Origin of the sequence: Hyphobacterium sp., from assembly GCF_965228115.1 — a bacterium.
GTDB lineage: Bacteria > Pseudomonadota > Alphaproteobacteria > Caulobacterales > Maricaulaceae > Hyphobacterium.
On the sequence record NZ_OZ245794.1, the window covers coordinates 1,387,375 to 1,410,980 of the forward strand.

A 23,606-nucleotide genomic window follows, 5' to 3' on the forward strand; every position below is an offset into this window, starting at 1 on the left:
ACTGAGGCCATTGAGAGATTTGGAACACCCCGGTCATGCCGGGGTGTTTTCGTATCGGCCTTCAGGCAAATCGAGGGCTAAAGACAGGTTCTGCAGGGCCTGAACGGCTGCGCCTTTCTGAAGGTTATCCAGCGCGCTGACGACCGTAAATGCCCGCCCGTCCTCGCCCAGCGAGAACCCGCCGATCATGCTGCCCGGCTGACCAGAAATCTGGGCTGGTTCAGGCGCAACGTCATTCAAGCTGAGCAGGGCTTCGTCTGCGTAGGCAGTTTCGTAAATCTCCCGCAGCGTTTCTAGATCGGACGGCTCGGCCAATGTCATCTGAACCGTCGTGATCAATCCGCTGAAAAAGGGCGCAACGTGCGGGGAAAACCGAACCGGACGACCCAGATGGTGCGCCATTTCCTGTTCGTGAATATGTCCGGTCAGCGCGTATGGGATCAGATTATCTTTCAGGGCCGCAGCATCATTCTTCCGCGAGGGCGTGGTCCCCGCGCCTGAATAGCCCGATACACCAAACACGTGGGCCGAGCCGGACAACAGCGTCCGGACCGGAGCAATCGCCAGCTGGCCGCAAGTTGCATAGCAGCCCGGATTGGCAATCCGCTTGGCCCCTTTGAGGGGTTCGCGGCCATAGATTTCTGGAAGTCCATAGACCCAGTCCGGCGCGAACCGGTAATCTGCCGAGAGATCCACGATGACTGTTTCCGGCGAGACCGCCTCAACAAAGGGCGCTCCGGCCCCGTTCGGCAAAGCAAGGATCACGGCGTCCAGCGCCTGCCCGGCTAGATCCCTGGGTGAGATTGCTTTAAACAGAAGGTCTGATTTCAGCTCGGGGGCCGTGGCCGTGACGGGTTGACCGGCGAGCTCTCGTGAGCTGGCGAGAACCAGTTCCATATCGGTTCGCCAAGACAGATGGCGGAGGATCTCGCGGCCTGTATATCCGCGCCCTCCGATGAGACCAATCCGTGCCGTCATGGCACCGCAACCAGGGTTTCCGGAAGCGCGGCAATATGATCCGCGAGGCCTGGCATGCGCGAGATATCGTCCTCGCCACGCCAGAAAACCGTCCAGTCGCCTTTTCTGACAGCCCCATCACATTGGCTGAAATAGAATTGGTTGATCGGGTTCAGCGTTTTGGAACGCCAATAGAGCCGCGGCGCGTAATCCACGAGCTGATGCCAGACCGCCCGCGCCAGCCCTTCTCCCCGCGCATCTTCCATCACCGCGAACTTGTCCAGATAGAGGACTTCATCAATGCGCCCCACAACCGCCGCTGCGCGATAATGTTCGGTCACGATCAACCGATCCAGAGCCAGCTGGTCCCGATACCCCTTTACCGGCGCCTTGCCAAAAGAGGCTTCGATCAGCGCTTCAAGACGGTCCCAATCGATCTTGTCGTGTTGTGTTTCGTGAATGATCCGTTCACCGCGCCGTACGAGCGTGCCGGCCCCTGCATGTGTGAAAAGCTCCTGGCTCAGCCCTTCTGGAGAGGTGATGGCGACAGAGCTTGTGAGCGGGAGCGTCTCCAGCAGCGCCTGGATCTGATCGATTTTCAGCCGCATCCCGCCACTGATCCACTCTGCTGACGCCAGCCAGTCACGATCGCTCGCCAGATTTAGCGCCGAGATAATAGTCCCGTCCGCATCGAGCAATCCGCCGGTTTCTGTCAGGAAAATGACCTTGTAAGGCTGCAGGGTCTCGACCAGTGCGGCAACGGCATGGTCGGCATTGATATTGACCAGCTCGCCCGCCCCTGTTTCACCCAGACAGGCCAGAACCGGAATTTCTTCGCCCCGGACCGCGGCATCAACAAGATCGAGCGAAACACCGGACATTTCGCCAACGCGGCCATAAACGTCTTCATCCAGCAGCCTGGCGCCGAATACGCCTGTCGGGATGCAGGCCGCTCGCCCCCCCTGATCTCGTATAGCATCGACGATCGCGATATTGGCCTTGCCCAGCGCCTCCCGGATCACTGGAATCGCCTCGCGCGGCGTGACACGAAGATTATTGACCTTTTTGCTTTCAATCCCGGCCTGGCTCAACGCCTCATCCAGCTGCGGGCCGCCGCCATGAACCACGATGGGAGACAGGCCGACGGTCTGCAAAAACGTCAGCGCTGCGGCCAACCCGTCGAGATCATCACGAATAACGGCACCGCCAACCTTCACAACCGCAAAACGCGACTGATCCAGTTTGGAAAACCGGTTCAGATATTCGCGCACTTCCTTGCCATCGCGCATGTGCGAGAGGAGACGCAGGATCGTCGCACGGGTCGCAGCTTCACTCATCAGATCGTCTCGGAATCCCGGGCGAGCGCTTCGAGCATCGCCTTTTGGACATGAAGCCGGTTTTCAGCTTCTTCAATGCCGAGAAAAGCCGGGGAATCGACAACATTATCAGCGATTTTCACATTCCGGCGCATGGGCAGGCAATGGCTGACCACGGCATTATTGGTCATCGACATTTTGGCCTCATCGACCATGAATCCTGATCCTTTGGCGCGGTAGGGGGCCTCGCCGTCCCATTGCCCGTAAAAGGGCAAAGCGCCCCAGCTTTTCGCATAAACCATGTCCGCGCCGCGATAGGCGGCTTCGACATCGGTTGTCAGATCAAAGCTGGCGCCATGCGCGGCACAGTTTTCAGCCGCAGCTGACATGTAACGCTCGTCCAGACGATAAACCTCATCAGGGACAAGCATCCGGACATTCAGACCGAATTTGGACGCCATCAGAATGGCAGAATTCGCCACTGCGGTATTCAGCGGCCTCGGATGAGGTACCCAGGTGAGAAGGAATGTCTTGTCCTTCACATCGCCAAGCTTCTCCTGCAGGGCCATCATCATCGCCAGTTCCTGACAGGGATGAACGATGGTTTCCATATTCACGATGGGCACGCTGGCGTGGCGGGAAAAAGCCGTGATCAGCGGGTCTTCGCGTTCAGCTTCCCAGTTTTCAAATTTCGGGAAACACCGGATCGCGATCATATCGACATAGCGTGAAAGCACCCGCGCGGCTTCGATGACGTGCTCCTCGGCATCGCCATCCATCACGGCACCCGGTTCAAACTCCATCGGCCAGGTTCCCGACCGGGCGTCCAGCACGATTCCGCGGCCTCCCAGCTGCGCGATCCCGATCTCGAATGAGGTCCGTGTGCGCAGCGAGGGGTTGAAGAATACAAGCGCCACGCTTTTGCCTTCGAGGGCTGAACTGGATGCACCTGCCTTGAGCGCGCGGGCGCGATCCAGCACGGCCTGCAGCTCGTCTTGACCCCAATCCTCGGTCGTCAGAAAATGGCGCATCATCGTCCTTCTCATGGCGCTGACGTCTCGCCTTGCGAGACCTCACATGTGCAAGGGCGAAGGTTTATCGTCCCCTTGCCAGCCGCGATAGCCCCCAGCGCGAAAAGCCTGCAATCACGCTTGCGCGCCAACCGGTTGATCCGATGGCGGGAATGCCGCACAAGACGGGCATCAAAGAACCGGAAGACCAAATGAGCGTTCTTGCTGTCATCCCCGCCCGCTACGGGTCTACCCGTTTCCCGGGCAAGCCCCTTGCCGAAATCGCTGGCCAAAAAATGATCGAGCGTGTCTGGCGGCATACGGCCGCCGCAGACGGCGTGGATCAGGTTGTTGTTGCAACAGATGACGATCGCATTGCTAACGCTGTCACAGCTTTTGGCGGTGACGCCGTGATGACACCGGCAAGCTGCCGCAATGGAAGCGAGCGCGCCCTGGCGGCGTATGACGCGCTCGATAGCGACGCGGATATCATCGTGAATGTGCAAGGCGATGCCGTGCTGACGCCGCCCTGGGTAATCGGGGCCGTGCCGACACTTATGCGGTCGGACAGCTCGATCCGGATGGCCACGCCCGCCGTGAAAATGCCGCCTGACACCGAGACCAAATTCCGTGCCGCCAAGGCAGCGGGAGAGGTGGGCGGCACAACGGTCGTCTTCGACCGGCAAATGAATGCCTTGTACTTCTCCAAAACCGTGATCCCGTTTCAGCGCAACGCCGAAGCTGGAACGCCCACCTGGCAGCATATTGGCCTCTATGGCTATCGCGCCGATACGCTTCGTGAGATTGTCTCGTTGGAACCCAGCCCGCTGGAGAAAGCAGAAAGTCTGGAACAGCTGCGAGCGCTGGAAAACGGCATTGGCATCAAGATCGTTGAAGTGGACTATTCCGGGCGCTCGGCCTGGTCGGTCGATGCCCCGTCTGATGTGGCCGAGGTTGAGGCAATTATCGCGCGTGAGGGAGAGCTGGTGCCGTGAGCCTGCTTCTCCTTGCACGACATGGAAATACGTTCGGACCCGGAGACAAAATCGTCTGGGTCGGCGCCAAGGAAGATTTGCCGCTGGTCAAATCCGGTGAAGCCCAGGCCGCCTTGCTAGGCGAGAGCCTGCGCGAACGCAGCCTGGCACCTGCAACGCTCGTCGCCGGGCCGCTCAAACGCACACGCCGGGCGGCCGAGATTATCAAGGCCATTACCGCCTCTGATGCCCCCATCAACATCGACAAACGCCTGACCGAGATCGATTATGGCTTATGGGGCGGCAAGACCGATGAAGAAATCACCGCCGAATTCGGCCCCGACGCAGTTGCAAACTGGCGCGATCATCATCAGCGGCCCGAAAAGGCCGGCTGGAAACCCGACCCGGACACGTTGAAGGCCAATGCCCTCGGCGTACTCGCAGATATGGCATCTTCCGAGAGCCCCGCGATGGTCATCACGTCGAACGGCATTCTCCGCTATTTCCACACCGCCCTTGGCTTTGCCGGTGATGCCAAGGTAAAAACCGGTCATGTCTGCGCGGCGCGCCGCGAGGGGGAAGCATGGCGGCCTCTTTTCTGGAACCAAGCCCCTGATCAGCTGCCGGAGTTGCCATGAGCCGGCCGTTGGACGGGATTCGCGTTATTGAGCTCGCAGGGATCGGGCCGGGTCCTTTGGCCGGTCAATTGCTGGCGGATCTGGGTGCCGATGTGATCAGCATCGACCGCAAGGCCGAGCCCGTCATGATGGAGCGGCCCAAAGATGCCAATCGGCGCAATAAGCGCTCCATCGCCATCAATCTGAAAGCGGAAGGCGCATCAGATATCGTCCTGAAGCTTTGTGAAACCGCGGACATTCTGTTTGAAGGGTTTCGCCCCGGCGTCGCGGAACGCCTCGGTCTGGGTCCGGATAATGTGCACGCCGTTAATCCAGCTCTGGTCTATGGCCGGCTCACCGGCTGGGGACAGGACGGACCGCTGTCTGATCGCGCCGGCCATGACATCAACTATATCTCCATCACCGGCGCGCTGGACGCCATCGGCAGCAAGGACAAGCCGGTCCCTCCCCTGAATCTGGTGGGGGATTATGCCGGCGGTTCGCTGATGCTGGTCTATGGGATGATGGCGGCCCTCGTGAAAGCAAAGTCCACGGGCAAGGGCGATATCGTCGATGCGGCCATGACCGATGGCAGCGCCGCAATTATGAGCCTGATCCATTCCCTTCGCGCCGGTGGGCTCTGGAAGGATGAGCGCGAGGCCAACCTGATTGATGGCGGCACACCTTTTTACCGCTGCTATGAAACCGCTGACGGCAAATTCATGGCGGTCGGGTCAATCGAACCGCAGTTTTTTGCCGAGCTGATAACCGGTCTGGGCCTCTCTGAAGACTGGCTGGCCAGGCAATATGACCAAACCGCCTGGCCCGGCCTGCAGGCCGAGTTGGAATCAGTGTTTAAGACGAAATCCCGAAAAGAATGGACGGCGCACTTTGAAACGACGGATGCGTGCGTCTCGCCGGTTCTGACCATGGGCGAAGCGCCAGGCCATCCCCACAACCAAGCCCGCGGAACATTCGTCGAGCAGGACGGATACTTGCAGCCCGCCGCGGCTCCGCGCTTTTCCGGCGGCGAAAGTGACATCCGGCGTGGCGCCTATTTTCAGGGCGAGGATACGGCCACCATCTTGAAAGAAGCTGGCTATAACGAAGGGATGATTGCCGCCATGATTGAAGCTGGACAGGTGCAGCAATCCTCATGATGGAGCCCATTATCATCGTTGGCGCCGGACAGGCTGGCGTGCAATTGGCGGACAGCTTGCGCCGCGAAGGGTTTGATGGACCGATCACGCTTGTGGGTGACGAGAATCAACCGCCCTATCAACGTCCGCCCTTGTCAAAAGCGTTTCTGTTGGACCAGATCGAAGAGGCCCGGCTGCCGCTTCGCCCCTATGCGTTTTACGAACAGCGCAACATCATCCCGCGTTTCGGTGTCCGCGTGACTGCAATCGACCGGGCGGCAAAAACGATCACGCTCGATACCGGCGAAACGCTGAGCTATGCCAGGCTTGCGCTTTGCCTTGGGACTTCGGTCCGTATTCCCCCCATTCCGGGTGCAGATCGGCCCCATGTTCACGTCCTGCGGACACTGGACGACAGTCTGGCGCTCAAACGCGCCATGGCTGATGCCAACTCGGTCGCCGTGATCGGCGGCGGGTTTATCGGCTTGGAGGTGGCGGCCTCGGCGCGCAAGCTCGGCAAACAGGTGACGGTCATCGAAGCCCTCGACCGGGTAATGAAGCGCGCGGTCAGCGAGCCGGTTTCGCGCTTTTTCGAAGATCTCCACCGCTCGGAAGGCGCAGGCTTACGCCTTGAAACCCTGACGGCCCGAATTGATGAGGCCACGCTCGAGCTTTCCGATGGTGAAACGATCCCCGCCGATCTGGTCGTTCTGGGGACGGGGGTCAGCCCTTGCGATGATCTCGCCGTGTCTGCCGGACTTGATTGCGACAATGGCATCATCGTCGATGAGTATTGCCGCACGTCCGATCCGGATATCGTAGCGGCAGGCGATTGCGCCAATCATCCCAATTTCCTGACCGGTGAACGCTTGCGTCTGGAATCGGTTCAGAATGCCATCGACGAAGCCAAGATCGCCGCAAAAACCCTCACCGGCACACTCGACATATACAAGGCCGTGCCCTGGTTCTGGTCAGACCAGTATGACATCAAACTGCAGATGGCTGGCCTGTCCATGGATACAGATGAGAGCGTTATGCGCGGTGACCCCGCATCAGGATCGTTTTCGATTTTCTACTTCAAAGACGGTCTGGTCATGGCGGCAGATTCGATCAACGCTCCAGCCGACCATATGGCCGCTCGCCGGATACTTGCGAACGAGCAACGCGACCTCACGCCACAGCAAGCCGCCGATCGTGAATTTGACCTGAAGCTGGCTTTCTAGACTTTCCCGGTCACAGGGACCAAAGCGCCGGTGACGGCTTTGGCCGCATCAGACGCCAGAAACAGCATGACCGAGGCCAGATCCTCCGGCTTCACCCAGATATCGGGGTCCGTATCGGGCATATCTGCCCGGTTTTGCGGCGTATCGATGATTGAGGGCAAGACGGCATTTACGGTCACATTCGTTGACTTCAATTCTTCTGCCAACGCTTCGGTCAATCGCATCACACCGGATTTCGACGCGGTATAGGCGCCCATACCCTCGCCCGCCTTCAGCGCGGCTGCCGCGCCGACATTGACGATCCGGCCAGCGGGCGCCGCTTTCAGATAAGGCAACGCCATTTTGCAAGCGGTGGCCGCGGTTTTCACATTGATCGTGTAAAGAAAGTCCCAGCTTTCCAGATTGCCACCTTCCAGAGTTTCCCAACGGAACCCCCCCGCAATGTTGAGCAGCGCATCAAGCCGGCCATGCTCTTTGACGATACCATTGAACAGATCGGCGACCGCCTCCGCGTCCGTCATATCCACACCGCCCATCGCATGAGCGCCGTCGGGGAAGCTTTCGCGCGGCTCCTCAGCGCGATCGATGGCAATAACCGTCCAGCCGGAACCCAAGGCCGAGCGCACGACGAACTCTCCCAGAAATCCGAAACCACCGGTGATGGCGATGACTTTGTTTGCCATGAAAGCCTCCTTTGAATGCGCGGGACACTAGCGTTCAAGCGACGCCTGACAAGCGTTCCGGCATCGAATGACCCGGATTATGCCCGCAGATTGTCACAAAAGAGGGGGATGAAAATTCCCGCGACCCGTGAAATGATGGGCGCAAGGGGAAGGGATAGGGAGACCACCATGACACACCGGGCTTTGCGCTGGGGATTCGCCGCTGCCGCATCTGTATCATTTGTTCTTGCAGCATGTTCCGAACCGGAAACCGGGGGCACCGGCCCCGCTGAGGCGGACGGGATAGAACTCGCAAGCCGCTCGGCCAGTGCGCCTCGGCCCGAACCCGAATATCCGGACAGCTTTGATTATCTGCGCTACCGCATTGATGTGTCCGACGCCCAACCCGCAGCGTGCTTTATCTTTTCCGAAGCACTCGACCCGGCGGTTGATTATGGACCCTTTGTCGAGCTGGATCCGCCGCTAAGCGTTGCGCTTCGGGTGGATGGTTCCACACTGTGCCTGGGTGGATTGGGGTTCGGCGATGCGCCGGACGTCACGCTATTGGAAGGCCTGCCCTCTGCCGATGGTGATCCACTTCAAACATCGGAAACAACCACGGTCGAGTTTGGCGACCGCCCGGCCTATGTCGGCTTTTCGGGCGATGGCATTATTTTACCCCGGATTGATGCCGACGGCATTCCCATCGAAACCGTCAATGTCGATGAAGTTTCAATCCAGGTCCTTCGTATCAATGACCGGGCCTTGGCGTTCCGCGAGCTGACGCAAGGCTATACCGCCGCAGAAAATGAATGGGGATCGATTTGGGGCGAAGAAAGCCCGAACGGTGTCGGCCGCGTCATCTGGGAAGGCACGATGGATACTTCTGCCGATCCCAATGCGCCCAATGTAACGGTTATGCCCCTCGCCGAAACGATCGGCGTATTAGAGCCCGGCGCGTATTTCCTGCGCGTCCGCGATAACACGGCAGATGAAGAAGAGAACCGCCCGGCCCGGTCCGAACGCTGGTTCATCATTACCGATCTCGCCATCACCTCCTATGTCGGCCTGGACGGGATTGATGTGACTGTCCGCTCGTTACAGACAGGGCGGCCGGTTGACGATGTTGATGTTCAACTGATTGCCGGATCAAACGAAATCCTTGCTGACGAGCAGACAGGAAATGACGGCCAGGTCCGGTTTGACGGTCCAATCTCCAATGGCAGCGGCGCTAACGCTCCGCGTTTGCTTGTGGCCTATGGGCCTGACGGTGACTTCGCCATGCTCGACCTCGCCCGCTCGCCGGTCGATCTCTCGGAGCACAACACCGGTGGCCGCCGGGTTCCGGATGGCGCAGACGCCTTCCTTTATCTCGATCGCGGCATTTATCGCCCGGGCGAAATCGTCCATGCCAGCGCCCTGATCCGGGACCGTGAAGCCAACGCCATCGAGGACCGCGCCGGCAGTTTCGTTTTGTATGCGCCCAACGGGATCGAGTCGGACCGCCTGCGGTTTGATGGCGCGGCCATGGCCGGTGGCCTTCAGCATGAATTCGCGATTTCGCCGGCTGCAGCGCGCGGTGTCTGGCGGCTTGCCCTCGAGCTTGACGGGATGGGCGTCGTCGGCCGTGCCAGCTTCTCGGTCGAGGATTTCGTGCCGCAACGTATCGAGCTTTCGCTGAATACCGATGACGCCACGCCGCTCAAGGCTAATGAGACCCGCAGCATCGAATCCAACGTCCGCTTTTTATACGGCGCTCCTGGCGCCGGCTTGCCCATTGAAGGCGAGGTCCGGATCCAAACCGACCCCTCGCCTTTTGATGACTTTGCGGGCTATCGCTTTGGCCTGCACGATCGCAGCTTCCAGCAAATCGCCTATGATCTGCCGGACACGATCACCGATGGCGCAGGCCGCGCAATTCTGGGCCTGAATACCGAAAACCGGGGCATTGACGCGACCCAGCCCTTGAGGGCACGCGTTGTCGTTTCAGCGATCGAGCCAGGCGGACGGCCTGTGCGCGATGATGTGCGCATCCCCTACCGGCCAAGGGATGTTTATATCGGCGTCGAGCCGGACTTCGAAGGACGCCCGGAGCGCGATGCAGAGACCCGATTCAATGTCATTTCGGTCGATGCCGATGGCAATCTGACGGATGCGCGTCTGGAATGGCATTTGACCCGCCGCGATTACCGCTATGACTGGTATCGTGAAAGTGGGGGCAATTGGCGCTGGCGCCGGACCAGTTTCACGGTCCCGATTGAAAGCGGCGTCATTGAAACCGGTGGCGAGATTTCCAGCGTGGTGACACCACCGCTCGATTGGGGGAACTACCGCCTCGAAGTGAACGGTCCGGACGGCATCGCCTCCAGCTATGGATTCTGGGTCGGTTGGGGCCGCGTGGCTCAGGATGGGGTTGAAGCGCCTGATCGCGTCCGCATTGCCACGCCGGAAGAGTCTCCGGCCATCGGTTCGACGGCTCAGATCAGCCTGCAAGCCCCCTATGCGGGCGAGGCGGAAATTGTGGTCGCAACCGACCGCGTGATCGCCAGCTATTCTATGAGCCTGCCGGAAGGCGGCGTGGGCTTTACGCTGCCTGTGACCGAAGACTGGGGGACGGGTGCCTATGTCATGGCCACCGTCTACACGCCGCGCGATGCCGCCGCTCAACCGCGGCCGCGGCGGGCTGTCGGGGTGGCGTATATCCCGGTGAACGCTGATGAGCGCACCATCGATATCGCTTTCGACATGCCCGAACTGGTTCGCCCCCGGCAAACCGTATCGGTCGAACTCGAGGCCAGCCGCAATACGCGCAATGCCTATGTCACCCTGGCGGCGGTTGATGAGGGGATTTTGCTGCTGACGCGGTTTGAATCGCCGGATCCGGTCGATTGGTATTTCGGACAGCGCGCGCTGGATGTGGCGCTCTATGACGATTATGGCCGATTGCTGGATCCCAATCAGGGCGCGGCATCTCCGGTCCGATCCGGGGGTGATCAGATCGGCGGTGCGGGTCTGACCGTCGTCCCCACCCAGACCGTTGCCCTGTTCTCTGGTCCGGTTGAATTCAACCGGCAGGGCCGCGCGACACTCGATATCGAAGTGCCGGACTTTAATGGCGAACTGCGCCTGATGGCGGTTGCCTGGTCAGATGAGGCCATCGGATCCGCGGCGCAGCCTCTAACCGTGCGGGATCCGGTCCCGGCCGAGTTGATCCTGCCTCGCTTCCTGGCGCCCGGCGATAACGCCGAGGCAACGCTGACGATTGATAATGTCGAAGGCGAGGCCGGTGATTATGTCGCCATCTTCTCCAGCGAAGGGCCTGTGATCTTCGATCAGCCCCGCAATGGCGCAGCCATGGAGCCGGGCGAACGCCGGGATGCCGCCGTCGGTATCGGCGCAAGCGACATTGGCATTGCCCAGCTCAGCATGGACGTAGTCGGCCCGGATCTGGAACTGGGATCCAGCTATCCGATCCAGGTTCGCTCGCCTTTCCGGCCGATCAGCCGGTACCAGCGCCTCGCTTTGGCGCCGGGTGAGAACTGGTCACCAAACCCGGAGGCTTTGGCGGAATTCAATCCCGGCGAGGCAGAGCTCCAGATCAGTTTCTCCGCCATTCCGATGGATGCTGCGGCGATTTACGAAAATCTCAGCCGCTACCCGTTCGGTTGCACGGAACAGCAAGCCAGCCGGGCCATGCCTCTGCTTTATGCCGATCAGATGGCCGCTCTGGCAGGGTTGGATGCGGATGAAGAAATTGCCGTCCGTGTCCGGGACACTGTTGAGGTCTTGCTGAACCGGCAAAGCTCGGACGGCGCAATAGGTCAATGGCGCATGGGCGACCGCTATGCCGATGGCTGGCTCGGCGCGTATGCGACCGACTTCCTCGCCCGGGCCGATGACGCCGGATATCAGGTGCCGGAAGCCGCGTTGGAACGCGCCTATACGGTGCTGGGGCATATCGCGCGTGGTGATTTCTACCGCGCGGGTGGATATGACACAGATATCCGCCGCGGTCCCTGGCAACGCGATACCCAACAGCGCTTGAACGACCGCAGTCAGGCTTATGCGTTTTACGTGCTGGCCCGCGCCGGCCGCGTGGATGTCAGCCGGTTGCGCTATTTCCACGATAACCGGATTGAGGCCATCGATAGCCCGCTGGCACGGGCCCATATCGGTGCCGCGCTGGCGATGGCAGGCGACCGCTCACGCAGCACGAATGCTTTCGATCTGGCGGAACAGGCCCTCGGCTACCGGAATGCGGGTGATTATTATCAAACCCCGCGCCGCGACCTTGCGGGCGTTCTGGCCATGGCGGCTGAAGCCGGTGACACGGATCGAGTCCAGCGTCTGGGGGATCGGGTCGCAACCGAACTGCCCGCCGTTGACCGGCTCACCACACAGGAAATGGCCTTCCTGCTTCTCGCCGCTCACGCCCTCACGAGCGAGGGAGACGATGTGGCGGTGGCTCCCGATGGCGCGGTGACGGTGCGAACCGAAGGGGTCAGCTATGCAATGAGCCCGGCCGATCTGGGCGAAGGCGCGGTCTTTACCAATGAAGCCGGTAACCCGGTCTGGCTGACCTCTGTCGCGCGCGGCACACCGGCACAAGCCCCGGCGGCCGAGGCCTCGCTGCTTTTCGTGTCCAAACAGATCCGCAATACCGATGGGTTCCCTGCGGACCTGTCGAATGTGGATCAGGGCGACCGCTTCATCATTTCGATTGAAATCGGCAATCCCGAGCAGCGGCGCGCGCCTCTGATTGTCGCGGATCTTCTCCCTGCCGGATTCGAGATCGAAGCCATTGTCCAACCTGCGGAAGGCGGACCAAATGGCCCGTATAACTGGCTAGGCGAGATCGACTCCGCCCGCCTCCAGGAAGCCCGGGATGATCGCTATGTTGCGGCGGTCGAGGTCTATGGCCGCCGGGTTGAGCGTTATGCCTACATCGTCCGCGCGGTCACACCCGGCCGGTTCACCATCCCGGGCGTCGTCGTGGAGGACATGTACCGGACGGATGTCTTTGCCCGAAGCGAGGCCGGTGAAGTGGTCATTCAGGCACGCTGATGATCCGCGTCTGGAAAGCCTGGGCCCTCAGCGGCGGGGCGGCCTTTGCAGCCGCGCTCGCCGTGCTCGTGCTTGATCAGGTTTTCCCACCGCCCGAACTGTCGGAACGCTCCACCGTCATTGCAGATGGCAGAGGCCAGATTTTCAGAGCCTTTCCAGTAGAAGACGGACGTTGGCGTTTGGCGGCCGATCTCGACGTGATTGATCCGGCTTTTATCGAGGCCTTGATCGCGATCGAAGACGAACGCTTTTATCAACATCGCGGTGTCGATGCTCACGCAATTGTACGGGCCAGCCTTAACGCGGTTCGTGCTGGCGAAATTGTGTCCGGAGCCTCCACATTGAGCATGCAGACCGCCCGCCTTCTGGAACCGCGGCCCAATCGCAATATGGGCTCCAAATTGATCGAGATGTGGCGGGCATTCCAGCTTGAGCGGCGATATTCAAAGACAGAAATACTGGAAATATATCTGACACTTGCGCCCTATGGCGGAAATCTGGAAGGCGTCACATCTGCCAGTTGGGCCTGGTTCGGGCATGCGCCTGACCGGCTTACACCTGCGCAGATTGCTTTGCTGATCGCGCTGCCTCAAGCGCCCGAAGCCCGGCGTCCAGACCTTCGGCCGGCAAGCGCCGCCAGCGGACGGGAGAGAATTCTGACCCGTCTCGCCGGCTATGGTTTGATTGCGGCCGATATCGCCGCCGAATCTGCATCGGATCGTCTCCCCACAAGACAGGATTTCCCGGCCCTCGCTTGGCATGCCAGCCAATCTCTCCGGACCGTTGAGGCCGATGGAAATCAGGTGGTCACATCCACTCTGGACTATCGCCTGCAGATCGCTGCTGAACAGCTTGTCGCAAGATCGGCTGAACAAGCGGGGCCAGACGTTCAACTGGCTGTCCTGATCGTAGAGAATGAGACACGCGCCGTTCGCGCCGCGATTGGTTCGGCCAATCGAAACCAGGCCGGCGGCTGGATCGATCTGACAAACCGGCCGCGGTCGCCGGGATCCACGCTCAAGCCCTTTATCTATGGCATGGCATTCGATGACGGGCTGGCCACGCCGCAGACCCGCATTACCGATTCGCCCCGGCGATTTGATAGCTACATGCCGGAGAACTTTGATCGCATTTTCCGCGGCGATGTCACCATAGCTCAGGCGCTTCAACACTCCCTCAACGTGCCAGCGGTCGAAGCGCTTGACGGTGTGGGCGCAGCGCGCTTTGCCGCAGGATTACGATTTGCGGGTACCGATCCGGCGATTGCAGACCGGGCGGAAACGGAGACCGGCCTGGCCATCGCACTGGGCGGTGCAGGCCTAACCGTGCGGGATGTTGCAACGCTCTATACCGGGCTCGCCAATGGTGGCGAAGTCCGGCCCTTGGTCTGGCATGAAGGCGCCGCGGATAACGCGCCGGGTTTGCGCATCCTCAGTGCAGAATCGGCCGATGAAATTCTCTCGATCCTGCGGGGGTCACCGCAGCCTGCAGGGCGGGCTCCGGCAAGCCTGACCCATGCGGCTCCGGCGATAGCTTTTAAAACCGGCACCAGCTGGGGCTACCGCGATGCCTGGGCTGCGGGCGTGGCCCAGGGCCACACGATCGTGGTTTGGGTCGGACGAGCCGATGCTAGGCCACGGACCGGAGAAACCGGGCGGCAGGCCGCCCTGCCCATCCTTTTCGAGCTGTTTGATCTTCTGCCGCGGTCAGAAACGCCACGCGATGAAAGGGAGCCATGGCGTATCGCTCAAGACACGCCCCAACCGCTTGAAAGATACCGCCGCAATCCGGACCCGGAAATCCTTTTTCCACCGGATGACTCAGAGGTTTGGATGGACCGGAATGGCGGGGAATATGTGCTGGCCGGACGCGGTGAAAGCGCGCTTGTCTGGTTCGCTGATGGTGAGGCCGTACCGCTGAATGCCGCAGGTGAACCCGTCTGGTCACCGCAAGGGCCAGGGTTTTATGAAATCCGCGCAGTGGACCGCGAAGGCCGCCACACCCGCTCGCGTGTGCGGATCGTCACATCGGACAGCTAGCCGATTAGCGTAAGGATCAATCCTCCTTATCGACTGCATAGAAAAACGCTCCGCCCGGGTTTTCCGGACGGAGCGCTTTATCCAGAATTGATCAGGCTTACGCCCGGATCATTTCTTATTGACGGCCCAGAATGCGGCTTTCGGCAGCCCCATTATACTGGTCGTAATGCGTGTCGAAATCGACGCCGCCGGAATGGTCTTGATAGGACATCGGCGTGCGCGAACGCTCAACAGTCGGAGCGTTGAAGTTCGGCAGTTCGATCTCTTCACAGTCCATCATACGCCACTCATAGCGCTCGGACTGGACCAGACGATAGCGGGTGATCGTTTCGGTACGGCCCTGAACCGTGCGGCTTTCAACTGTGGCCGGCTGGGTCAGGAACTGAACCGTATAGGTGTCATACTCGGCCGGGATCGGAATTTCTTCCACACGGCCCCGCTCGACGAGCACCTCACGAGAGACGCTGGCATATTCCGCCGGCGTTTCGATTTCATCGATGCGCGCAGGCTGAACCACCACGTTGCGGGTTACCGTGCGGTATTCGCCCGGCTCTTCAACCAGACACCATACCTCACCGGTTTCCGGATCGTAACGCGTGATTTGCGCACCCGGCACCCGACCGCGTTGCCAGACCATGCGCGGCTCGCGCACCATGATCTGCTCGGTCACGGTTTCATGAACCGCCGGACGCACCACATATTCGGTGTAAGCCGGACGAACCAGGATGGTTTCCGTGATGGTCTCGTAAACCGGCTGATGGACCACATAGCGCACACCAGCTTCACGGGAGACATACTCCTCGATCCGCTCGTCCAGACGCGGCGGTGCGACATCATAGGTTTCGTAGGCGTCCGAAGACGTAATCGTTTCGGTGTACGGCTCGAAAACCGGCTCGATGCGGACGCGTGCATAGCACTCACCCGGCGTGGCACTTGATGGTGGTTCCGACGGGAACCAGGACATATCATCAGCCGATGCGACGCTGGCAGTCGAGCCGATCATAAGGGCGGCAGTACCGCCAAGCAGTAGACGACGAAGCATGAGTAGCGTTCCCCCAAGGTCATAAATCCATTCACGTACTGTAACCCGCCGAACACCGGACGTTAAGGAGAAATTAATGTTCGAAGGCCGGATTAACCCTGATTTTCCAGTTTTTCGCGTTTCACGAGAATCTCAATGCCGCCAAAAAGGAAAGAATCGCGTCAAAGGCGATTTTCTCGGTCAAAAGTGGCGTATGTCCGGTGCGCGGCACTTCGACGAGCTTCATTTTTGCATGCCGCGCGCGCATTCTTGTCGCGATTTCGCGCGTCAGGAGTTCTGAAAGCGCCCCGCGGACCAACAGGGTGGGGATTTCTTGCAACAGGTCGAACGCGTTCCAACGCTCTTTGGCGGGAGCGCCCCCGCCCAACATGGTTAATACCGCCGGATCATAGTCGGACCGGAATCGCTGCGGTCCCTCTTGCCGGTGGGTTCGCCGGGCAAAGGCGAGCCAGAATGCTTCCGACATTTCGTCGGGGTGAACATGGCCATTCACGTCCCGGCATCTCTGCGCCGCATCCTTCCAGGATTGGATCGGCTTTCCTTTGCCGGCGATCCTCGCAATATTGGCAACACCTTTGGCGTCAACTTCAGGACCAATGTCATTGAGTATGAGCGCCGCCACCCGTTCTGGATGGAGCGCGCCGGCCATCATTCCGATTCCGCCACCCATCGACGAGCCAATCCAGATCGCGCGTTCAACATCAAAAGTGTCCAGCCAGGCGAGACAATCTGCCAGATAGGTTGCCAGCTGATAGCGGGAAGGATCTTTCGCGTAATCGCTTTCACCCCGCCCGCGCATATCAAGCGCCAGGACACGATATCCTTCCAACGCCAATTGCGGCGCAAAATCTTCAAAGTCGCGGGAATTTCGGGTCAGCCCATGCAGGCATATGCAAAACGGCGCATCTGACGCAGCCGGGTAGTACCGCCCGAACAACCGGGCCCCCTCCGGCACGTTTAGCCAGACCAGTTCGTGATCAAGCTTGCTCAAGCGCGATTATTCGGCGTGTCCGACGGCCGCGACATTGCCTTCTTCGCCGGCTTTCGCAACCGCTTCGACATAGGCGCGCCGGGCATCGAATTCCTTGGCTTTGGCCTCGTCATCCGCCTGAAGGTCTTCCGGATTCAGATTGGCATATCCCATTACGTCCATTTCCTCGAACGTCTTCTGGATCGGCTTGCCCCAGATTCCAACGTCTTTAACGATAGGCACAATGCGCTGGAACAGCATGGAGCGATAGTGCTTCACGATCTCCGAATTGTCCGAATGCTCCACGCATTCCTGAACCGGCAAATCGAGCGCACGGTAAACCTCACGGGCATCTGTCATCCGGTCACGCATCAACCAACAGGCCTCGACAAGAAACTCTTCGCGTTCGTCGCGTTCGGCCTGTGTGAGTTGGGGATAATAGTCGCGCAGCGAAATCCGGCCAAATGCGACATGGCGCGCCTCATCTTCCATGACATAGGCGTTGACCATCCGCGCCAGCGGGTTTTGTGCCATGTCCCGGATGGCCCCGAATGCGGCCAGCGCCAGGCCCTCGATCACGACTTGCATGGCCAGATAAGTCATGTCCCACCGGCTATCGCGCAGGGCCTGGTCCACCAATTCCTGCAAGGGGCCGGTCATCGGGTAAGCGACTTCGAACTTTTTGAGCAGCATGCGATAGGCCTCGACATGGCGGGCCTCATCCATGACCTGGGTCGCGGCGTAAAATTTCGCATCCAGGTCAGGGACCTGTTGCACAATCTTCGCGGCACACAAGAGCGCCGCCTGCTCGCCTTGAAGGAATTGCGAGATATTCCAGGACTGAGAGTGGCGCGTCAGCTCGGCGCGTTCCTTTTCGTTCATCTTCTCCCAGATGGGTGAACCATAGAGTCCGCCGATTTCCGGCGGCAATTCCATCGGGTTTTCCGGATCCAGCTCCAGCGACCAGTCGATCCGGTTGACCGCATCCCACTGCATGTCTTTGCCCTTTTGATAAAGGTGCATCAGGGTCTGGCGGCCTTCATCGAATTCCCAGTCAAACACAGCATCGAATTCTTGCGGCACGGTCCAGCTCGGATCGATGTCCGGAAGCGGATAAAGTTCGCGCAAGCTCATGGCTCTCTCCCCTTACAGTGCCGCGTTCTTGAAAAGTAAACGCTGTTCACTTTCGGGCAGAGTGATTGAAATTTACGTAAAAGGCAAGGTCGGACTTATTCGGCAGGCGACACTGACGGCTTGGCCTCCGTCATGGATTTGACGGGGCGTTCAACGCCGGCCTGCTTCTTGATCGCCTTGGTCGTTAATCGCGATCCATCCGGTGACCAGCCTGGCGGGGCGAACACATAAGCCAAAGCATGCTTTATAGACCGGGCCGAAGCGACGTCCTTGATGATCCCCCACCATTCATGCACGGCAATGCGCAACGGATTGTAGGTGCCGAGATTTCGGATGATCCCATAGCGGCAAGGCTCTTCTTCCATCTCGCGCTGGAAGGTCCCGAATAGACGGTCCCAGATGATGAAAACGCCGGCGTAATTCCGGTCCAGATAGACGGCATTCGTGGCGTGATGCACGCGATGATGCGAGGGCGTGTTAAAAATCGCTTCGATCGGGGCGGGTAGTTTCTTGATGGCTTCGGTATGAATCCAGAACTGATAGACGAGGTTCAACGCCCCGCAGAAGGCAACCATCGCCGGCGGAAAGCCAAGAAGGATCATCCAGGTCCCAAACCAGATGAATTTCAGCGTCAGCACGTTGAACCAGGGCTGCCTCAAAGCCGTGGTGAGATTGTAATGCTGGGACGAATGATGGGTCACATGATCGGCCCAGAACCAGCGGATTGTATGCGCGAATCTGTGCGACCAGTAATAGACGAAATCATCCAGCAAAAAGCAGGCAATCCAGACATACCAGGCCCAGCCAAAATCAAAGAGGGCATAGGATTGGATCAACCCGTACCATGCTGCGCCAATGCTCGCGAAAACAATACCGGCGACGTTATTGCCCAAACCCATCATCAGACTCGCGGCCGAATCCCGCGGCTCGAATGAGGCCCGCCCGGTTTGCCGCGCATAGATCAGCTCGGCAATGATCAGCAGAACAAAAAAAGGAATGGCGATCTGGATTGGATCGAGCAGATCAGGCATGGGCTGTGCCTTCCGGACAGAATCGGAACCGCCATTGCCGGGCCGTTGTTTCCGAGCCCAGTTGCAGAGTAACGCCGGGCAGGGTGAAATCGCGGAATCTGACGATCAGATCAGATCCGGCTTGCTCAGCGGATTTGACATCGGAGGGGGAGATCAACCGGGAAACCAGAATATCTCCCTGCGCAACCACCAGCCCGGTCCGGTCACCGTCTTTTTCTGCAATCAGCGCGGCTGTCTTGTCGGTGGTCAGCATTTCCTCGCCGGGCTCAAAGGCCAGATAGTCTTCAATGAGCCGCTGCCGCGCCGCGCCGGCAGACGGAATGCGTGACGGTTTCCATCCGCCCAGCCAGACATTGAGCGCCACCAGAATACTGATCGCTACGACCGAAACCGTTATCAGGACCAAGGGAGACATGAGGGAATCATTGCCATGAAAAAGGGCGGAGGCAAGACCTCCGCCCTCATCCAATTGTCGCAGCTATTTCCTAGCGGCGGGCACGTACGGTCACGCCGAACGTCCGCGGGTCACCCGGATAGCCATTGATATTGCCCGGCAGGGTCGAGTTGAAGCCGCCCTGCAGATACTCTTCATCAGCAAGGTTACGGCCCCAGACCTGCACTTCCCAGCTTCCTGTATCGGAGCCGATACCAATGCTGCCATTCAGGAGGTTATAGCCTTCCTGCGTGATCAACGGGTCCAGATCGGTGGTCAGGAAACGATCCGAGATGAAGTAGACTTCGCCGCGGAGGAACATCTCCATATTGTCCCGAATCGGATGCACATAAAGGGCAGTGAGGTTACCGGTGATTTCAGCCGTACCGGTATCCCGGCCCGACAAATCCTGCACCGGAACAAGTGCCGGAGAGGTCGCGCTGGCGCGGAAAGTACAGTTCGACGTATCCGAGACCGGGCACGGACCATTGGCGAAGCTGACATATTTGGATTCCCACAGCCAGGTCACGCCACCGGTAATGGTCAAACGCTCGGTCGGCTGGAACAACCCTTCGATCTCGATGCCGCCGACCTGGATTTCACCAGCATTGTCCGGGACGAAAGACGAGCCCGTAAACACGTTGGTTTGGAAATCTTCGATGTTCTGACGGAAGATCGCGGTATTCAGAATGAAGGAGTTGGAACGAACTTTCACACCGAATTCCAGGGCCGTAACGGTCTCGGGATCGAAGGTGAAACTGCCAACCCGGGCAGCGGCCGAATCGAGCGCATATCCGCCGCCTTTGAAGCCGCGCGAATACGAACCGTAGACATTCACATTATCATTGACGTCATAGGCTGCGATCAACGTCCCCGTCCAGGCCGAGTCTGACCGCGAGTCCGTAAAGTCAGGTGCCGGCGGGAAGAATTGCAGTGCACCCAGGCCCAATAGGGTGTTGACGTTCGGATCAACCGCAGCCGCTTGAGCTCCCGCTACGATCTGAGCGAACCCAGCCGGGTTGTTGGCCTGAACCAGTGCGACGTTAGCCGGCGTAAATGGAAGGCCGGTCGCCTGTGTAAAGGCGGCTGGAAAAATGATTGCATTGAAGCCGATCTGTACAAAATCCAGAGCCGCGAACGGGTCGTCGATCTGGATATTACTGGCCGCGTCCTTTTCATCATTCGAGTAACGCAAGCCGCCAGTCAGCGTAAACCGGTCATTCACGTGCCAGTCGAGCTGCCCGAAGATGGCGAAGGTATCGTTGTTCTGATCGAACGTCGCGGTCTGTCCGGAATTGACGGCAAAATACTGCCCCGGCACACACCCCGGCACGGCACCAAGCGGAACACCAGGGACCAAACCGTTACAAAGCGCTTCAACAAAGCCCACGCCTCCCCCTGAGAACGCATCCGCGAACGGGCGCAGCAGCGGACCCTGACGGGTGATGTTGGTGGTGTTCAGATTCTGGTGGAAGAAATAGGCACCGAACAGATAATCAATCGTCCGGTCACCCGTTGACGTCAGGCGGAATTCCTGGGTCGTCGTCTGATAGTCCTGGTCCAGGTAACGGCGAGCGTTCAACTGTCCATCGGTCCAGTCCGGGTCGATATCCTGTTCTTCATCATAACCGCGATAAGAGGTCAGCGAGGTGAAAGTCGCGCCGTCAAAATCCCAGTTCATTTCAACCGACAGACCGCCGGTATCGATTACAGAGCGGACACTGCCATCGATTGCGACCTGTCCAGAGAACGGATTCACAGGCAGCTGCGTCACACCGAGAAGCGTGAACGCGCCAGCATTGGTCGGTGAAATCGCTGTGAACGGTGCGGCACAGCAGTTTTCGTCGATAAAGCCCTGATCAGCGATCAAACGCAGCGCAAAGCGGTCATTTGGCTCCCAGAGAAGCTGGCCACGCCAGCCCCAGCGGTCGCGCTCGTTCACATTCCGCCCATCCGTCACATTGGTGATGAAGCCATCACGCGCATTATAGTTCAGGTCCAGGCGCCCGGCGATCGTTTCGGTGATCGGGCCAGAAGTCGCCGCACGGATGGTGCGCTGGTTAAACTCGCCCAGTGTGACTTCCAGCTCTTGTTCCACCGTGTCCATATTGGGAGCGGCTGTAATAAAGCTGATCACACCGGCTGAGGTGTTTTTACCAAACAGCGTGGATTGCGGACCGCGAAGCACTTCCACGCGTTCGACGCCGAGGAAGTCATTGATCGATGCGCCATTCCGCGACCGGTAAACACCGTCCACGAAAACGCCGACTGAGGGTTCGATACCCCAATTGAATGTCGACGAGCCGATCGAGCGGATCGAGAAGGACGTGTTCGAAGACGACGCGTCAGTATTCACGCGCAATGACGGGACAAGCGTTTGAAGATCGCGGACATCGCGCAATTGCGATTGCTCCAGCACATCTCCCTGAACGGCGGTCACCGCAACAGGCGTGTCCTGCAGGGTCGACTCCCGGCGCTGCGCGGTCACGGTAATCGTGTCAGTGATTTGCGAATGTGCCGGCGCGGCTGTCAGTAGTGCAACCGGAACGGCGGCCATAGCGGCATAGGTTAGGGCCGACGTGCCCATAGCCAGTTTACGAAACGTCTTCTGCATATTTCTCCCCCTGGATCACCGCGTTTGACTTGCGGCGTGAGCTTTTATTGCGCCTACTAGATCAAACTTCGATGCTCTTGTCAGTAGCGAACAAGCAACAGGCGAGCATCGAGTTGCAGCCGCGCGTGCAGGACGTGTGCCAAATGCAGGTTAATTGGGGGGAAATTACAACATCATGCTGACGCGTATATTGGGTGCCGTAATTCTTTTCATTGTTTTAGCAGCCACTGCGTTGGCGAGTTGGTACTTCCGTCCCTGGTCGGACTATTCGCCCGCCCGGGTCGCCGAGGCCTTTGATCCCGACAACATAATCGATGTGTCACTGGGCATGTTCGGCTATTTTCCCTACGCCGATGTCAGCACCGCCAGCTCAACCGCCCTGCCCCGCGCATTAACCGATTTGCGTGTCAGCTATGAATTTGAGGGTGAGACCCGTTCTCTTGAAAGCTATTTGGCCGAGTCCCAGTCACTGGGGTTGGTGGTGTTGCATGACGGCGTCGTGGTTCACGAGCGCTACCTTAATGGCGCAGACGAATTCAGCCGCCCGACCTCCTGGTCTGTTGCCAAGAGTTTTGTGGCCAGCCTGATCGCTATCGCCATGCAAGAAGGTCGCATCGAAAATCTCGATCAACTGGCTCAGGAGTTTGCCCCGCAGTTCGAGGGTTCGGACTTTGGCAATACCTCCTTGCGCCACTTGTTGATGATGTCGACCGGAATCGACTTCATCGAGGATTATAATGATACGGACTCGGATATCGGTGTCCTGTTCCGGGATCCGTTCGTGTTCGGCAGTGATATTGATGCAGCGCTGTTGGCATTCGAACGCGACACCGAGGCCGGCACGCAACTCGATTACATTTCGTCGGCGACCCATGTTTTATCCGCTGTGCTGCGCGGGATTTATAATCAGCCATTACACCGGATCGTCGAGGAAAAGATCTGGCAACAACTGGGCATGGAAGGCGACGCCTATTGGAACCAGAACGTCATGGGCGAAGAGGGGGTGGCGCTCGGTTATTGCTGTCTGAATGCCCGGCCCGTTGACTATGCGCGCTTTGGCCAATGGTATTTGCAGGATGGCGTCTGGGAAGGTGAGCGATTATTGCCGGAAGGTTGGGTCGAAATGGCCACCACGGCGAACGCGCCCTTTCAGGAGGCGGATGCCACCTATCCCTTGCGCGGTTATGGACTGCACTTCTGGTTCCCCGAGACAGATCGCGGCGAGTATTTTGCCGCGGGTATTTATGGCCAGTACATCTGGGTGGATCCGTCGCGCAACATCGTGATCTCGCGCTTCGCGGCCGATCCGCAATGGGGCGCGCGAACAGCAGAAACCTTCGCCGCTTTCCGCGCGATCGCAGCTGAAGTCGCGGGAGAATAA

The 23,606-nt window shown here is 59.2% G+C and carries 17 protein-coding genes; 7 read left to right on the forward strand and 10 right to left on the reverse strand.

The features are described 5' to 3' along the window. Positions 1–33: 33 nt before the first annotated feature. The 3 genes from argC to ACO079_RS07460 are packed head-to-tail and all read right to left on the reverse strand — an operon-like array spanning position 34 to position 3,304. Complete coding sequence (argC, locus tag ACO079_RS07450; protein ID WP_421788891.1) at positions 34–978, reverse strand: N-acetyl-gamma-glutamyl-phosphate reductase; 945 nt, start codon at positions 976–978, stop codon at positions 34–36. Further along, positions 975–2,294 (reverse strand): acetylglutamate kinase, encoded by a 1,320-nt coding sequence (locus ACO079_RS07455; RefSeq protein WP_421788893.1) that lies wholly within the window; start codon positions 2,292–2,294, stop codon positions 975–977. Before ACO079_RS07455 ends, argC begins: the two co-directional genes overlap by 4 nt. Further along, positions 2,294–3,304 carry an N-acetylornithine carbamoyltransferase gene (locus tag ACO079_RS07460; RefSeq protein WP_421792927.1) on the reverse strand — a complete coding sequence of 337 codons (1,011 nt, stop codon included), beginning with the start codon at positions 3,302–3,304 and terminating at the stop codon, positions 2,294–2,296. Before ACO079_RS07460 ends, ACO079_RS07455 begins: the two co-directional genes overlap by 1 nt. Positions 3,305–3,495: 191 nt before the next feature. Between ACO079_RS07460 and kdsB the strand changes: the two genes are divergently transcribed. The 4 genes from kdsB to ACO079_RS07480 are packed head-to-tail and all read left to right on the forward strand — an operon-like array spanning position 3,496 to position 7,236. Then, positions 3,496–4,278: a 3-deoxy-manno-octulosonate cytidylyltransferase gene (gene kdsB, locus ACO079_RS07465; RefSeq protein ID WP_421788895.1), complete on the forward strand. Its 783-nt coding sequence runs from the start codon at positions 3,496–3,498 to the stop codon at positions 4,276–4,278. Further along, a complete protein-coding gene (locus ACO079_RS07470) occupies positions 4,275–4,895 on the forward strand; it encodes a histidine phosphatase family protein (RefSeq protein WP_421788897.1) in 621 nt (206 codons plus the stop codon). The genes kdsB and ACO079_RS07470 overlap by 4 nt, the downstream gene beginning before the upstream one ends. Continuing rightward, the gene (locus ACO079_RS07475; protein WP_421788898.1) at positions 4,892–6,034 is read left to right on the forward strand and encodes a CaiB/BaiF CoA transferase family protein; all 1,143 of its coding nucleotides are present in this window, start codon (positions 4,892–4,894) and stop codon (positions 6,032–6,034) included. Before ACO079_RS07470 ends, ACO079_RS07475 begins: the two co-directional genes overlap by 4 nt. Beyond that, a complete protein-coding gene (locus ACO079_RS07480) occupies positions 6,031–7,236 on the forward strand; it encodes an NAD(P)/FAD-dependent oxidoreductase (RefSeq protein ID WP_421788899.1) in 1,206 nt (401 codons plus the stop codon). Before ACO079_RS07475 ends, ACO079_RS07480 begins: the two co-directional genes overlap by 4 nt. Here ACO079_RS07480 and ACO079_RS07485 read toward each other — a convergent pair. Further along, positions 7,233–7,919 carry an SDR family NAD(P)-dependent oxidoreductase gene (locus ACO079_RS07485; protein ID WP_421788901.1) on the reverse strand — a complete coding sequence of 229 codons (687 nt, stop codon included), beginning with the start codon at positions 7,917–7,919 and terminating at the stop codon, positions 7,233–7,235. The genes ACO079_RS07480 and ACO079_RS07485 overlap by 4 nt on opposite strands. Before the next feature lie 168 nt (positions 7,920–8,087). On the opposite strand from ACO079_RS07485, the gene ACO079_RS07490 reads away from it, so the two are divergent. Both ACO079_RS07490 and pbpC read left to right on the forward strand, forming a co-directional pair. Next, the gene (locus ACO079_RS07490; RefSeq protein WP_421788902.1) at positions 8,088–12,962 is read left to right on the forward strand and encodes an alpha-2-macroglobulin family protein; all 4,875 of its coding nucleotides are present in this window, start codon (positions 8,088–8,090) and stop codon (positions 12,960–12,962) included. Continuing rightward, complete coding sequence (gene pbpC / locus ACO079_RS07495; RefSeq protein WP_421788904.1) at positions 12,962–15,001, forward strand: penicillin-binding protein 1C; 2,040 nt, start codon at positions 12,962–12,964, stop codon at positions 14,999–15,001. The genes ACO079_RS07490 and pbpC overlap by 1 nt, the downstream gene beginning before the upstream one ends. Positions 15,002–15,116: 115 nt before the next feature. Here the strand turns inward: pbpC and ACO079_RS07500 are convergent, their stop codons facing one another. The 6 genes from ACO079_RS07500 to ACO079_RS07525 all read right to left on the reverse strand — a co-directional run bounded on the left by ACO079_RS07500 (position 15,117) and on the right by ACO079_RS07525 (position 22,225). Then, positions 15,117–16,043, reverse strand: a complete 927-nt coding sequence (locus tag ACO079_RS07500) for a hypothetical protein (RefSeq protein ID WP_421788906.1) — start codon at positions 16,041–16,043, stop codon at positions 15,117–15,119. A 121-nt stretch (positions 16,044–16,164) separates the two neighbouring features. After that, on the reverse strand, positions 16,165–17,034 hold the full coding sequence (locus ACO079_RS07505) for an alpha/beta fold hydrolase (protein ID WP_421788908.1): 870 nt from the start codon (positions 17,032–17,034) through the stop codon (positions 16,165–16,167). 6 nt (positions 17,035–17,040) lie between these two features. Further along, on the reverse strand, positions 17,041–18,147 hold the full coding sequence (locus tag ACO079_RS07510; protein ID WP_421788910.1) for a ferritin-like domain-containing protein: 1,107 nt from the start codon (positions 18,145–18,147) through the stop codon (positions 17,041–17,043). Positions 18,148–18,242: 95 nt separating this feature from the next. Beyond that, positions 18,243–19,178, reverse strand: a complete 936-nt coding sequence (locus ACO079_RS07515) for a sterol desaturase family protein (RefSeq protein WP_421788912.1) — start codon at positions 19,176–19,178, stop codon at positions 18,243–18,245. Further along, entirely contained in the window at positions 19,171–19,593 is a 423-nt protein-coding gene (locus ACO079_RS07520; RefSeq protein ID WP_421788913.1) for a hypothetical protein, read from the reverse strand. Before ACO079_RS07520 ends, ACO079_RS07515 begins: the two co-directional genes overlap by 8 nt. Positions 19,594–19,663: 70 nt before the next feature. After that, on the reverse strand, positions 19,664–22,225 hold the full coding sequence (locus ACO079_RS07525) for a TonB-dependent receptor (RefSeq protein ID WP_421788914.1): 2,562 nt from the start codon (positions 22,223–22,225) through the stop codon (positions 19,664–19,666). A gap of 175 nt (positions 22,226–22,400) precedes the next feature. Between ACO079_RS07525 and ACO079_RS07530 the strand changes: the two genes are divergently transcribed. Then, entirely contained in the window at positions 22,401–23,606 is a 1,206-nt protein-coding gene (locus tag ACO079_RS07530) for a serine hydrolase domain-containing protein (RefSeq protein ID WP_421788916.1), read from the forward strand.